We start from the raw sequence: 13,252 nt of genomic DNA, 5'->3' as shown, positions 1-13,252 counted from the left end.
ATAGGGAGCCCATAAGTATGCAGGAATCAGATCAGTCCGTCACCGACGATTTTGAACTCGCCGGTGTGCCGGATTCGTTCCAGCGCCTATGGACTCCCTATCGGATGGCTTACATCAAGGGCGGCCAGGACCAAGTCAAAGATGAGGCTAGCTGCCCGTTCTGTGCTGGTCCCGGTCGCACGGATGAAGAAGCGTTGATCGTGCACCGCGGGGAAACCTGCTACGTGATTTTGAATCTCTTCCCGTACAACCCGGGGCATTTGCTGGTGTGCCCCTACCGCCATGTGCCTAACTACACCGACATCACGGTGGAAGAAACCGCAGAAATGGCGGCGCTGGCTCAGCAGTCAATGCGGGTTTTGCGTAAGGTCTCGAACCCAAGCGGTTTTAACTTGGGCATGAACCAGGGTGAATCCGGGGGAGCGGGAATTGCTGCTCACCTGCATCAGCACATTGTGCCTCGATGGAGCGGAGACGGGAATTTTTTCCCGATCATTGCTCAAACAAAAGCGATCCCGCAGACACTTTCTGAGGTTCGTGAGGCCATCGCTGCGGCATGGGACAGCGAGAACCCGAGCTAAACACACATCAGTGTTGTGTGGCGGTAGGAATATCCAATTATTCCTACCGCCACTTTCTGTTTAACCCCGGTGATCAGCCGCCACGCACACCCAAGGTGCATTAACCCGAAGAAGAAGCTCTGACTAGGTAATTGAGGGCGAAACGCTATGTTACGCACTAATCTGCATCTAGGCGACTAATCTCCTAACGTAACAATATGACGAAACACCTAAGGTAATAAAGCAATCCACTCCTACGATTACTGGCGTACCACCTCGCTTTAAGCCTTATAAATACTGGTCCAAAGCGAATCCACGCAGTGTCGAGAGGAACTACTTTTCACCATGTCTACGAACAACCAGAACTCCGTCGTCGGATCTGACCGCGTTAAGCGCGGTATGGCCGAAATGCTCAAGGGCGGCGTCATTATGGACGTAGTCACTCCAGAGCAGGCGCGCATCGCTGAAGATGCCGGCGCCGTTGCAGTTATGGCTCTTGAGCGCGTTCCAGCCGACATCCGTGCACAGGGTGGCGTCTCACGCATGAGCGACCCAGACATGATCGATAGCATCATCAGCGAGGTCTCCATCCCAGTGATGGCCAAGGCTCGTATCGGTCACTTTGTTGAAGCTCAGATTTTGCAGTCCCTCGGTGTTGACTACATTGACGAGTCAGAGGTCCTTTCGCCAGCAGACTACGAGAACCACATCGACAAGTGGCCATTCACCGTTCCATTCGTTTGCGGTGCTACCAACCTTGGTGAGGCTCTGCGCCGCATCAATGAAGGTGCAGCCATGATTCGTTCCAAGGGTGAAGCTGGAACCGGCGACGTTTCTAACGCCACCGGTCACATGCGCAAGATCCGCTCCGAGATCGCCAAGCTTGCAGCCCTTCCAGAAGACGAGCTGTATGTAGCGGCGAAGGAACTGCAGGCTCCATACGAACTGGTCAAGGAAATCGCACACACCGGCAAGCTACCTGTCGTATTGTTCACCGCAGGTGGCATCGCTACTCCGGCCGACGCTGCCATGATGATGCAGCTGGGCGCGGACGGTGTGTTCGTAGGTTCCGGTATCTTCAAGTCCGGCAACCCGGTAGAGCGTGCCGAAGCAATCGTGAAGGCAACCACCTTCTTCGATAACCCAGACGAACTGGCCAAGATCTCCCGCGGTTTGGGTGAAGCCATGGTTGGCATCAACGTAGATGAACTGCCAGAGCCACACCGCCTCTCCGAGCGCGGCTGGTAAGAACTTCTCACCTCAGCATTGCTGGCCTTGATTCTCAAACTAGACACGAGGCGCATCAAAGCGGTCCGTCAGATTTTTCTGGCGGGCCGCTTTGCGTTCTACGGCAAGATTGTAGATTCCGACGAGCGATGCTGGAGAGCCTATTCATGAGCATTCATCTAGGTCATTCCAAGACATCTGCGACCAGTTGCTCTTCCTTCTCGACGCTTTTCGCAATGTTCGGTCGGGCGCAAACGACACTCGAAGCAATACTTATCGCCGTGTGACGGGCCTATTTTGCCGGAGTTTTTTCGCCCCTAGGCTGAGGGTGTGTTCCACAGATGGAGCATCATCGAAGAGATCAACGCAGCCGCGTCAACACTGCTGCTTAGGAGGCCAACATGACTACTACCACCACCGCCACCCGCCTGAAACTTACAAAGCTCGGCGAACATATCGGTGCTCGCATTGAAGGCCTGGACCTTTCCGGACCCTTGGACTCCCAGACCGTTGATGCGATCCGATCGGCGCTGAACGAACACAAGGCGCTAGTTTTCAGCCAGTCGGGAATCGAAACGGACGAGCAGCAAGAACTCTTCGCCTCGCACTTTGGTCCGTTGACTACTGCCCACCCGACGGTGACCTTCAGCGAGCAGGAAAAGAAGACGGTACTACCGGTAGATAGCGAACAAACCATCGCCAATCAGTGGCACACCGACGTCACGTTCATTGTTAATCCACCTCAAGCTTCTACGCTTCGTGCAATAACGTTGCCTCCGTACGGCGGAGAGACTCTGATTGCTAACGCGGCTGCCGCGTACCGCAGCCTACCTGCGGAGATTCAAAAACTTGCTGACGGGCTGTGGGCTGAACACTCTAACGATTCCGACTACGTGAGGCCGCGGACGGTAAACACCGATAAGGAGAAGGCGTACCAAGAAGCCTTCGTCTCGGAAAAGTACCGTACGATCCACCCGGTAGTTCGCGTTCACCCGCTGACTGGAGAGAAAGGGCTGTTCATCGGTACCTTTGCCAGGCACCTGAAGATTGTTGGCGTCTCACCATACGAGTCCCACGACATCCTGCGTTTGCTCCAGAGCCACGTGACTCGCCCGGAGAACGTACTGCGCGTAGCGTGGGAGCCGAACCAGTTGGTGCTCTTTGATAACCGCATCACCCAGCACTACGCTATCGACAACTATGGCCGCGCACCTCGCAAGCTCAACCGCATCACCGTTGCTGGCGACATTCCACGCAGCGTTGAAGGAAAATCAAGCTACTCGGTTGAGGGTGACGCTTCGCATTACTCTCCGATTGTTGACCCTGCCTAAATCAGGGGAGCAGTAAGCAGCCGAACTCGTTTGTTCCGCTCGTTCGATTGCCGATCCTTCGTCGAGGTCGAATTCCAACTAGGTGCGATCTCGACGAAAGAGAAGAAAGAGTTCGGGGCAAGCCGCTGTAGTAAATTGAAGTGCATGAGCGAGATCATTTTTGATGCAGCAGTGACCCTGAACGGCTACCTGGCCGACGAGAGCCACAGCTTGCAATGGCTCTTTGACGTCCCTGGAGCACAAGAACCAGACCCGGACTTGCTTCCGCAGAACGTGCGCGTCCACGTTGAAGGTGCCAATACGTATATGTGGATGCTTGAAAATGAGCAGCTAATCGAAAATCCACAAAAGTGGCAGGAATTCTATCCGGGTATCACGACCTACGTGTTTACCTCGCGGGATCTTCCTATCCCGCAGGGCGCCGATGTACGACTGGTTAACGCGTCCGTTGCTGAGATACTGCCACACATTCGAGAAGTCGCCGGCGAACAGAACATCTGGGTGCTCGGTGGTGGCGAACTTCTTGGACAATTCTTCGATATTGACGCCATCGATACGTTGGCCCTGACCGTCGCGCCAGCCGCACTGTCCGGTGGGGCCGCCTTACTACCTCGCACCATTGGTAGCGAACGGTTAGAACTTTCCGAGGCAAGGAAGGCGGGCGCGTTTGCTCGCTTGGTGTATCGAGTGCTTCGCTCCGAATAAACAAGAAACAAACAGGTGCGCGGTGCACAGAAAATATTTTCTGTGCACCGCGCACCTGTTTACCTGGCTATAGTTTTGCTACTAGTTCCAAGACCGAAGAACCAAGTGGCGACCGCGACCAAGTAATTTCAGACCGTTGGCCGTGAAGAAATCAGCGCTTGACGGCGTCGCTGCAGCAAGCAGCTCCACCGCAGTCTCTTCGTCAGGCGGTGAGAGCGGATTGATCATGGAGCGCGAAAGCCCTTGAAGCAGTGCTGTGCCAGCACCCTGACGGCGGTATTCCTTGCCCACTGCCAGCGAATGAATCATCAGCTGACCGCCCAAACCCTGCTGAGCAAAACCGCGACCAACGATCTCGCCTTCATCGGTTCGTGCCAAAGCGTGCTCTACACGGCGTAAGGCCGGATGCCCGCTAGAAAGCTGGCTGCTGAGATCTCGCCACAAATTAGTGACGTTCAGCTCGGAAGCATCGGCACCGGTGGCTTCAGGAACGTTATTGCCCAGGCGAATTTTGCCGGCCCAACGATCCATCGGAATAGCCAACGGTCCAGCGTGCCAAGATACTTGTGCGTTGTCAGAGAAACCTGTGGCCTTCAGTTCAGCGGAGTCAGACCCAGCATTAACCCAAGCTTCCACCCGGCGGGCGCCTAAACGCTGGCCCTCGGCCAGTGCTGGGCGCAACCCTGAGGGCTCCGGGTTCTCCGGGAACAGCAAGATCAAGCGCTTGCGCACCGGTTGCCATGCCCATGAGCACCCGTGGGTGGTAAAAATCTTGCCGCCTGTGGCAACTGCTAGTGCCTGATGCCAGTGGCTCAGTGCTTCCTGTGCGGAGGCAATCGTCGTCATTATTCTGCGTTCACCAATCCTCGACGGCGCAGCAACGGCTCTACCCGAGCGGTGCGGCCACGGAACAATTCATAGGACTTTAGGGGATCGCGCGTGTTACCGCGCGAAAGTAGTTCCTGACGGAACCGACTTCCATTTTCGCGCATCAAGCCACCATTTTCCTCGAACCACTGCACAGTGTCGGCGTCGAGTACTTCACTCCATATGTAGGAGTAGTAGCCAGCTGAGTATCCGTTGGCGAAAATGTGCTGGAAATAACCGGTCCGGTAGCGTGGCGGAATCAGTTCTGTATCAAAACCAGCATCGTTGAGAACCTGCTGTTCGAACTGCAGTGGATCTTCGATGACGGCACCAGCGCGAATCGTGTGCCATGCCCAATCCAGCACGCTGGCCGCGAGATATTCGGTGGTAGAAAAGCCCTGACCCCATAGCCCGGCGTCGCGCACCTTACTAATGGTTGCTTCATCCAGCTTCTGACCTGTTTTATGATGCAAGGCATAGCCGGGTATGACCTGCTGATCCAAAACCCACATCTCGTTGACCTGTGAAGGGAATTCGACAAAATCGCGGGGGACTGAGGTGCCTGAAAGGGAAGCGTATTTACCGTTGGAGAACATGCCGTGCAGCGCGTGACCGAACTCGTGGAACAACGTATTGGTTTCATCCAGTGACAGCAAGGCGGGTTCACCGTCAGCTGGAGCCGAGATATTCAACGTGTTAGTCACAATGGGCAGTTCGCCAAAGAAGGATGCCGCATCACGCAGGCTTGTCATCCAAGCGCCACCCTTTTTGGTTTCACGAGCCAAATAGTCACCGGTGTAGAGAGCCAGCGGGCTGCCATCAGCGTCGAAAACCTCGAAGACACGAACTTGCTCGTGATACGTAGGTAGGTCAAAGCGTTCCGTGAAGGTGATGCCATACAACTTGGTAGCGGTAGCAAAGACGCCATCAATCAGAACTCGATCAAGCTCAAAGTAGTTCCGCAGCTCCTCGGAATCCACCGCGTATTCATCACGCAACACCTGGTTAGAGTAAAACTTCCAGTCCCATGCGTTGAGCTCATGGCCAGCAACCTTGGCAAGAATTTCGGCTTCTTTACGAGCATTGGCAGTGGCAGCTACGGTAAGTTCAGCCAGTCGTTCTTGGACTGCCGCAGTTGAAGGCGCGGTTGCCTGGGCGAGAACTGTTTCGGCATGGTTGGCAAAGCCGAGTAGCTCAGCACGTTCGGCGCGAAGAGCAGCCATCTGTGCAGCAAGATGGATCGTTGGGTTCTCGTCGGTTCCACGAGAGATCGAGGCCATGAAGACCTTACGACGAGACTCGCTAGAGGTCAGCGATTCAAGCAGTGGCTGCTGGGTCGGAGAGACCAAGGGCAGAAGGTAGCCCTGAGCATGCCCGGCTTGTTTGGCAGCCTGAGCCGCCGAGTCGATGGCTTGTGTGCTCAACCCGGCAAGTTCGTCGGTGGATTCAAAGAGCACCGCATGTGCGTTTTGGTTCTCCAACACACGATTGCCGAATTGGCTCGAAAGCTCCGATAGCTGTGCGTTGAGTTCTTTGAGCTTTTGCTTTTCGGATTCGTCCAGCGCCGCGCCGGAGAGTTCAAAGTCCTTTAGGGTCTGTTTCGCTAGACGAGCGTCTTCGCCCTCCAGCTGTGAACAATTAAGGGTTTGTAAACGCAAGTACAAGGTTTTATTTAGGTAAATCTCGTCTTCTTGCGCACTGTAGATTGCCGACATCTGGGATTGGATGGCTCTGATTGGTTCAGTTCCATGAGCGGACAAGACGCTGAAGTACGTCATCATTGCCCGACGCAGGGTTTGTCCGCTGCTTTCAAGCGCTTGGAAGGTATTGGCGAAGGTTGGCTCGCCAGGTTCAGAGGCAATGCGCTGTAATTCTTCGCGTTGTTCCGCGGCACCGAGTTCGGCCGCTTCCAAGTAGTGATCGGCAGTAATCGAGTCAAAGGCCGGCCATTGGTAAGGGCGGGTACTTGGTGTCAAGAGCGGATTTTGCATAAGCATAGGCTTTCATAAACAACGTGATTGAGCTTGCATTAACACCCCTGAGGTCATACTGGGCTAGGCTCAAAGCATGCATCAGCGTGTGGCCCTCGTTACTCGATCCCTGACTGCCGGCTTGCTTGGTATTGCTCTGCTCTCGGGCTGTTCGGCTACCGACACCCCGAACCAGAACAGTCAGTCTTCCGCGCAGCACACGCCGTCAGGCACTGCATCAAATCCGGACAGTACCGGTGCGGAGAATGCCGATGTTGATCGTGATCAACCAAAAGACTTCTCACTGATGGTCACCGGCGATGTCCTCTTGCATCCTGCGCTTTTGGACGAGGCGAAAACATCCGCCCAAGCACAATCGGGCAACGGTGAAGATTATGATTTTTCCCCGCTACTAGCCGGGCTCAAGCCATACGCTCAGGACGCGGACGCAGCCCTGTGCAATCTTGAAACACCAATAGGAAAGCCACCATATTCGGGCTACCCGCGCTTCACTGTCCCTGAACAGATTCTCGCTGATTTGAAAGACGTGGGGTACGACGGTTGCACCACGGCGACCAACCACACCGTGGATGCCGGAACCTCCGGAGTGAACCGGACGCTGGATGCGCTAGAGGAGCATGGACTTTTTGCCACTGGCTCCTACCGCACACACAAGGATTCTCAGAAGCCACCGATTATGGAAATTGATGGCGTGAAGCTCGGGGTAGTGACCAGTACCTTTTCGCTTAATGGATTAGCTGCCGATGCAAACTGGCAGGTCGATACCGGTGTTGACGCACAAAGGTTAATCAACCGGGGCAAAGCGGCGAAAAAGGCCGGGGCTCAAATTGTTGTGGCCGCGATTCACGACGGAACCGAATACACCAACCGACCCACCGCCGAGCAACAAAATCTTGGCCATGCGCTGGCTGACTCCGGGGCCTTCGACTTCATCTACATGCACCACACGCATTCGGTGCTTCCTATTGAAAAGTACGACGGCACCTGGATTGTTTACGGGCTGGGAAACTCGGTAGCCAAGCACGCGACCAAGACCATCCTGAACCGCGAAGGCATCAGCGTCAAAGCGACATTTAGCGAAGGCAAAAAGTCCGGGGACTGGGAAGTTAGCAAGCTTGAATGGGTTCCGCATCAGCTCTCTAAGTCGCCAGTGAAATGGTGCGAAGTTTTTGACGTCTCCGATTGTCTGCCTGCTGCTGATTCCAAAGCGTCTTTAGCAAGGACCAAGGCCACGATGAACGCGTACGGTGCCATTGAAGATGGGCTTCAGCCATGGCGTCTGGATTAAATTAGCGCACTGGCCAAGGAGCCCAGCGGCCATCGTGCGGAAGAATTTCACGGGCCCTGGCCAAGCGTGCGGGCGAAATATCTTCGAAGCTGCGCGATTCCTCGGCGAATCCCAGTGCCTTGACATGAAACAGATGCGTTACTAGTTGCTGATCCCAGTTCATGATCTCGACGAAGGCCCCGGAGACTACTGCGTCGATCCATTCCTCAAGCTCGTCAAGCATCTCGGGAACTGACTCATCACAACCATCGCAACCGCAGTTAGGAGTGATTCTCCGGAATAAGGCTCCGAATTCAAGATGCACGCTAGGAAAGTTAGTGAAAACCAAAGCCATCGGTGCACACCGTGAATCCTCAGGAAAAAGTCGAACCGAAGCAATCAGATCTTGATCATTCACGCGAAGCAGCCTAGCTAGTCCGGGATCTTCGTAGCGACGCACTTTGAAACGCGCGCACATCCATTCCAGCAGCGCCTGAGTCACCTCATGCACCGGCGCAAAACGGTGCGGGTGGGCGACCTGGGTATACGCGTCCTCCGGTGGCTGGGAATCCCAGCGGTTTCCATACTCAATCGGCAGACCGCGAGCGTCAAGAAAATCGGCAATGGTGATCTGCGGTCGTTGGTATCCGTGGAGCATTGGCAACACCCTTGCTTTGACGTGGTTAGTAACAGGCTATCGCCTTGACTCGCCATGCGTGGCTTCTGGCCGGTTGGCCACAACCAAAAACTGGGAGTGATGATGTCAATGGATGGCGTCGCCGTCGAATCATGGCGTAGGAAAAGGCGACACACCGTGCAACAAAATTAGCTGGTACGAGCAAGGGTACTAACGTTGTTTCGGCGCGAAGTGCGCCATGTAGCCCTCGAACTCTAAAGGTCACACCCATGCCGAAATTTGGCGTCCTCGCCCTTCAAGGGGATTTCCGTGAACACCTTGCGTCTTTGGAACGTTTGGGCCAAGCAGCACAGATAGTACGCACCCCTGAGGATCTTAAGCAGGTCGACGCGTTGGTCATCCCTGGGGGAGAGTCCTCTGTCATCGACCGGCTGTCACGTAACTATTCGCTGGCCGAACCGATCAAGGAACGCATAGCGGCAGGAATGCCGGCGTACGGCTCCTGTGCCGGAATGATCATGCTGGCTGACCGGATTGAAAACCCTGCGGTCTCCAGTGCCGGCGCAGTACAGCAAAGCTTTGGTGGAATCGACATGACGGTGCGTCGTAATGCCTTCGGCCGACAAGTGGATTCCTTCGAATACCAGCTGGACTTCAACGGTAAAAATCTCGAAGCGGTCTTTATCCGTGCACCCGAAGCGGTGCAAGTAGGACCCGAGGTGCAGGTGATCAGCATGGTTCCGGCTGAGGATGAGCGCGAACAGGGTAGAATTGTTGCAGTACGTCAGGGAAATTTGTTGGCAACCAGCTTTCACCCGGAAGTCACCGGCAGCACGGCGATCCACGAATTTTTCATCCAACTCACGCGAGGAGACGCTTAAAGCATGTCAGGCCACTCCAAATGGGCAACCACCAAGCATAAGAAGGCTGCAATTGACGCCAAGCGCGCCAAGGCCTTTGCAAAATTCATTAAGGGTATCGAAGTTGCAGCCCGTGCCGGCGGCGCCGACATGTCCGGCAACCCGGCACTGGAACTTGCTGTTAGCAAGGCCAAGAAAAACTCCGTGCCAATCAATAACATCGACCGCGCAGTCAAGCGTGGCGCTGGCCTGACCGGCGAAGTTATTGACTACACCGAGATCATTTACGAAGCACGTGGCCCACAGGGCTCGGCTTTGCTGATCGAGTGCCTTACCGATAACAAGAACCGCGCAGCTTCTGAGGTTCGTGTTGGCATCACCCGCAATGGTGGAACCATTGCAGACCCAGGTTCGGTTTCGTACCTGTTTAACCGTCAGGGTGTAGTCCGCCTGCCAAAGGGCGAGCTGAGCGAAGACGACCTGTTGATGATCGTTCTCGACGCCGGCGCGGACGAGATTCTGGACGAGGACGACAGCTTCGCTATTGTCTGCGATCCATCGGATCTGCGTGCTGTTGCCGCTGCGCTGGACGAGGCAGAAATTGCCTACGAGTCCGACGAAATGGAATTCATTCCTTCGATGAAGGTTGATCTGGACGTTGAGGGTGCTCGCAAGTTCCTTCACCTCTTCGACGCTCTCGAAGAACTTGACGATGTGCAGAACGTTTACACCAACGCTGATCTATCCGACGAGGTTCGCGCCGCGCTGGACGAAGAGCAGTAGGACTTGACCCTTCGCGTTGTCGGCGTCGACCCCGGACTGACCCGTTGTGGTCTGGCCGTGGTCGACGTCGCCGCAAACAGACAAGTTTCGCTGGTTGATGTCACCGTCGCCGGCACCCCACCAGGAACTCCACTGGACGCCCGACTGCTAAAGATCGCCAACGCCATTGATGAATGGCTTGATCTTCACAAGCCGGACGTATTGGCCATCGAACGCGTTTTTGCTTCGGCCAACGTATCCACCGTCATCGGCACCGCTCAAGTTACTGGGGTAGTGATCACTGCAGCGGCTCGTCGTGGAATCCCCGTTGCCCTGCATACTCCCACCGAGGTCAAGGCAGCGGTCACCGGTTCTGGACAAGCAAGCAAGGCAGCCATTGGCAAAATGGTTGCGAAGATTTGTCGCCTGGAGGAAGCTCCAAAACCTGCTGATGCCGCCGATGCGGTGGCCTTGGCTATCGCCCACGGATGGCGTGGTGCAGCTTCTGGATCCAATGCTTCAGCCTCTGCAGCTGGTGCGACCGGCTCATCGCAACTCACCGGTGCGCAGCAAGCCTGGATCGCCGCCGAGGCATCGGCCAAGCGACGAGCGGTCCGACGGTAGTAGCTGCGACCCACCGGCGCATTGCGCACGTCGCTATTCGTAAGTATCTTCGATAAGCTAGGTTCGATCGAACATATATCCCAAGGAGTGGCATGATCAGCTCATTGACCGGCACCGTTCAACTGGTGTCCCTGAATACCGCGGTAATTGATGTCAACGGCTTCGGCATGCTGATCAACGCCACCCCCGGAACGCTGGCAACTTTGCACGTTGGACGTGAAGCTACCGTCTTCACCTCCATGGTGGTCCGCGAAGATTCAATGACACTCTTTGGCTTTGCCGGCGCCGATGAACGCGACGTGTTCGAAGTTCTCATTTCGGTCTCCGGTATTGGTCCTCGCACCGGTTTGGCCATCCTTGCCGTGCATAGTGCCGAAGAAGTGCGCATTGCTGCAAACACCAAAGACACCGCCGCTTTCACCAAGGTCTCCGGCATTGGTCCCAAGGGTGCCAGCCGAATTGTGCTGGAACTGAACGGCAAGCTGGTGCCAACCGGTGCTCCCGTGTCATCAACGACCACCATTGGTAACGCCAGTGTTTGGGAGCCTCAGGTCATTGCAGCGTTGACCGGTCTGGGTTGGAGCGAGAAGGATGCCACCAGCACGCTTAATTCGCTCACCAAGGCTGAACCTGAAATTGTTTCGGGCGGAAATGTCGCCGAAATCCTCCGCGCTGCTCTGCGCAGCATGTCTAGCGGGACCCGGGCCTAACCGGCGGTCGAGAGGACCATCATGAAGAATGACTCCACTGGGCTAACCAATGCGGGCAGCGAGCCTGAGGAACGCGTCCTAGAAGCGGCCCTTCGCCCACGAAATCTCGACGATTTTGTTGGCCAGTCGCGGGTTCGCCAGCAGCTTTCGCTGGTTCTTGAGGCTGCAAAAATTCGCGAACGAACTGCAGACCACGTTCTGCTTTCTGGTCCTCCAGGGTTGGGAAAAACCACCCTGTCCATGATTATTGCCGCCGAGATGAACGCACCTCTACGCATCTCATCGGGACCAGCTATTCAACACGCAGGTGACCTCGCAGCAATTCTTTCCTCGCTGACCGAAGGTGAAGTGCTCTTCCTGGACGAAATCCACCGCATGTCGCGTCCCGCCGAGGAGATGCTCTACATGGCGATGGAGGATTTCCGCGTAGATATCATCGTTGGTAAGGGCGCCGGAGCAACGGCCATTCCACTGGAACTGCCACCCTTCACGCTCGTTGGCGCAACCACGCGTGCCGGTCTGCTGCCTGGTCCTTTGCGTGACCGTTTTGGATTCACCGGCCACCTAGAATTTTATGCAGCCAAAGAGCTCGAGTTGGTGTTGCGCCGTTCGGCGATGATGCTCGACTTGAGCGTGACGTCGTTAGCGTTCACCGAGATTGCCGGTCGATCGCGTGGAACACCGCGTATCGCCAACCGCCTGCTGCGCCGAGTCCGCGACTGGGCCTTGGTGCACAAACTCGAAGAGATCGACCACAAGGCTGCGGCCGCTGCCCTTGATATGTACGAAGTTGATGCCCGCGGCCTGGACCGTCTGGACCGCGGCGTATTGGAAGCGTTGTGCACAAAGTTTGGCGGGGGACCGGTAGGACTATCCACCCTAGCTATTGCCGTGGGTGAAGAGACTGAAACCGTTGAGACCGTTGCCGAACCGTATCTAGTGCGCGAAGGGCTGATGGGCCGTACGCCTCGTGGACGTATTGCAATGCCGGGAGCATGGGAGCATCTGGGCCTAAAAATGCCCAAGGATGCAATCTTCGCCAACGCACAAAGCTATGAAAACGATGAGGATTAGGCAAGCAAAGCTTCACTGCTCGCGTAAATGGTCTGCCGGTAGACAGTAACCGATTAGACTGAAGACGCCCGACCTATGCCCGTATACGGGTCAGGTGGGCGTCTTTGTCGTTAACGTGCGCAGTAGGGCGTTTCGGCATCCCAGAACTTTTGATTAAAACGCAACGAATCGTTAGCAGGTAAATACGTGAATTCCCTCGTAATCGCTCAGGCCGCCGGTGGCGGCTTCAACCCATCGCTGATCCTGATGGTGGCGCTGTTCGCAGTGCTGATCTTCATGATGTTCCGCGGACGTAAAAAGCAGGCAGCTCAGCAGGAAAAGCTGAAGACCAACACCGTGCCAGGTGCCAAGGTCATGACCAACTCGGGTATCTTCGGTACCATCGTGGGCGTTGACGCAGAAGATCACGTACAGGTTGAGGTTGCTAACGGCGTTGTGCTGACCTTGCACCGCCAGGCCATCTCCACTTTCTTGGACAACGAGCCAGCTGCAACCGCAACTGATGCCGCTCCTGCCGTAGAAAATGCTGATGCAACCAGCGATGTCGCTGAAACCCCTGAAGAGTCCCTGCGTCGTCTTAACGACCAGGGTAAGGACGAACGCAACTCCTAAGTCCGGGGTTGGCAGCGGTGGCCCG

The 13,252-nt window shown here is 55.7% G+C and carries 14 protein-coding genes; 11 read left to right on the top strand and 3 right to left on the bottom strand.

The annotated features are described in order from the left end of the window. Positions 1–17: 17 nt before the first annotated feature. From EYR88_RS03240 to EYR88_RS03225, 4 genes are all read left to right on the top strand, one after another. Positions 18–581 (top strand): HIT domain-containing protein, encoded by a 564-nt coding sequence (locus EYR88_RS03240; RefSeq protein ID WP_131088295.1) that lies wholly within the window; start codon positions 18–20, stop codon positions 579–581. A gap of 324 nt (positions 582–905) precedes the next feature. Next, entirely contained in the window at positions 906–1,808 is a 903-nt protein-coding gene (pdxS, locus tag EYR88_RS03235) for a pyridoxal 5'-phosphate synthase lyase subunit PdxS (protein WP_131088294.1), read from the top strand. A gap of 380 nt (positions 1,809–2,188) precedes the next feature. Continuing rightward, the gene (locus tag EYR88_RS03230) at positions 2,189–3,118 is read left to right on the top strand and encodes a TauD/TfdA family dioxygenase (RefSeq protein WP_131088293.1); all 930 of its coding nucleotides are present in this window, start codon (positions 2,189–2,191) and stop codon (positions 3,116–3,118) included. Positions 3,119–3,262: 144 nt separating this feature from the next. Then, a complete protein-coding gene (locus EYR88_RS03225; RefSeq protein ID WP_131088292.1) occupies positions 3,263–3,823 on the top strand; it encodes a dihydrofolate reductase family protein in 561 nt (186 codons plus the stop codon). 81 nt (positions 3,824–3,904) lie between these two features. Here the strand turns inward: EYR88_RS03225 and EYR88_RS03220 are convergent, their stop codons facing one another. Both EYR88_RS03220 and EYR88_RS03215 read right to left on the bottom strand, forming a co-directional pair. Next, complete coding sequence (locus EYR88_RS03220) at positions 3,905–4,669, bottom strand: GNAT family N-acetyltransferase (RefSeq protein ID WP_131088291.1); 765 nt, start codon at positions 4,667–4,669, stop codon at positions 3,905–3,907. Beyond that, positions 4,669–6,666 carry a M3 family metallopeptidase gene (locus EYR88_RS03215; RefSeq protein ID WP_347559252.1) on the bottom strand — a complete coding sequence of 666 codons (1,998 nt, stop codon included), beginning with the start codon at positions 6,664–6,666 and terminating at the stop codon, positions 4,669–4,671. Before EYR88_RS03215 ends, EYR88_RS03220 begins: the two co-directional genes overlap by 1 nt. Positions 6,667–6,757: 91 nt before the next feature. On the opposite strand from EYR88_RS03215, the gene EYR88_RS03210 reads away from it, so the two are divergent. Then, positions 6,758–7,969, top strand: a complete 1,212-nt coding sequence (locus EYR88_RS03210) for a CapA family protein (protein WP_131088289.1) — start codon at positions 6,758–6,760, stop codon at positions 7,967–7,969. A 1-nt stretch (position 7,970) separates the two neighbouring features. On the opposite strand, the gene EYR88_RS03205 is transcribed toward EYR88_RS03210, so the two are convergent. Further along, the gene (locus EYR88_RS03205) at positions 7,971–8,606 is read right to left on the bottom strand and encodes a DUF6226 family protein (protein WP_131088288.1); all 636 of its coding nucleotides are present in this window, start codon (positions 8,604–8,606) and stop codon (positions 7,971–7,973) included. A gap of 248 nt (positions 8,607–8,854) precedes the next feature. Here EYR88_RS03205 and pdxT point away from each other — a divergent pair, with 248 nt between their 5' ends. The 6 genes from pdxT (at position 8,855) to yajC (ending at position 13,227) form a co-directional block, all read left to right on the top strand. Beyond that, complete coding sequence (gene pdxT, locus EYR88_RS03200) at positions 8,855–9,466, top strand: pyridoxal 5'-phosphate synthase glutaminase subunit PdxT (RefSeq protein ID WP_131088287.1); 612 nt, start codon at positions 8,855–8,857, stop codon at positions 9,464–9,466. A 3-nt stretch (positions 9,467–9,469) separates the two neighbouring features. After that, entirely contained in the window at positions 9,470–10,228 is a 759-nt protein-coding gene (locus EYR88_RS03195; RefSeq protein WP_131088286.1) for a YebC/PmpR family DNA-binding transcriptional regulator, read from the top strand. Positions 10,229–10,231: 3 nt separating this feature from the next. Further along, a complete protein-coding gene (gene ruvC, locus EYR88_RS03190) occupies positions 10,232–10,831 on the top strand; it encodes a crossover junction endodeoxyribonuclease RuvC (protein ID WP_131088285.1) in 600 nt (199 codons plus the stop codon). Positions 10,832–10,923: 92 nt separating this feature from the next. Next, a complete protein-coding gene (gene ruvA, locus EYR88_RS03185) occupies positions 10,924–11,541 on the top strand; it encodes a Holliday junction branch migration protein RuvA (protein ID WP_131088284.1) in 618 nt (205 codons plus the stop codon). Positions 11,542–11,562: 21 nt separating this feature from the next. Next, complete coding sequence (gene ruvB, locus EYR88_RS03180) at positions 11,563–12,615, top strand: Holliday junction branch migration DNA helicase RuvB (RefSeq protein WP_131088283.1); 1,053 nt, start codon at positions 11,563–11,565, stop codon at positions 12,613–12,615. A 186-nt stretch (positions 12,616–12,801) separates the two neighbouring features. Beyond that, entirely contained in the window at positions 12,802–13,227 is a 426-nt protein-coding gene (yajC, locus tag EYR88_RS03175) for a preprotein translocase subunit YajC (protein ID WP_131088282.1), read from the top strand. The last annotated feature ends 25 nt before the right edge of the window (positions 13,228–13,252 follow it).

This window comes from Arthrobacter sp. S41 (genome assembly GCF_004320535.1).
Taxonomy (GTDB): domain Bacteria; phylum Actinomycetota; class Actinomycetes; order Actinomycetales; family Micrococcaceae; genus Glutamicibacter.
The sequence above is the reverse complement of the archived record's forward strand: the minus strand, read 5'-3'. Positions and strand labels throughout refer to the sequence as shown.

Coding starts and splice junctions, on each gene's coding strand:
- ruvB (WP_131088283.1), top strand. CDS start 11,563: ATGAAGAATGACTCCACTGGGCTAACCAATGCGGGCAGCGAGCCTGAG.
- EYR88_RS03220 (WP_131088291.1), bottom strand. CDS start 4,669: ATGACGACGATTGCCTCCGCACAGGAAGCACTGAGCCACTGGCATCAG.
- EYR88_RS03210 (WP_131088289.1), top strand. CDS start 6,758: ATGCATCAGCGTGTGGCCCTCGTTACTCGATCCCTGACTGCCGGCTTG.
- EYR88_RS03195 (WP_131088286.1), top strand. CDS start 9,470: ATGTCAGGCCACTCCAAATGGGCAACCACCAAGCATAAGAAGGCTGCA.
- ruvA (WP_131088284.1), top strand. CDS start 10,924: ATGATCAGCTCATTGACCGGCACCGTTCAACTGGTGTCCCTGAATACC.
- pdxS (WP_131088294.1), top strand. CDS start 906: ATGTCTACGAACAACCAGAACTCCGTCGTCGGATCTGACCGCGTTAAG.
- EYR88_RS03205 (WP_131088288.1), bottom strand. CDS start 8,606: ATGCTCCACGGATACCAACGACCGCAGATCACCATTGCCGATTTTCTT.
- EYR88_RS03225 (WP_131088292.1), top strand. CDS start 3,263: ATGAGCGAGATCATTTTTGATGCAGCAGTGACCCTGAACGGCTACCTG.
- EYR88_RS03240 (WP_131088295.1), top strand. CDS start 18: ATGCAGGAATCAGATCAGTCCGTCACCGACGATTTTGAACTCGCCGGT.
- pdxT (WP_131088287.1), top strand. CDS start 8,855: ATGCCGAAATTTGGCGTCCTCGCCCTTCAAGGGGATTTCCGTGAACAC.
- EYR88_RS03230 (WP_131088293.1), top strand. CDS start 2,189: ATGACTACTACCACCACCGCCACCCGCCTGAAACTTACAAAGCTCGGC.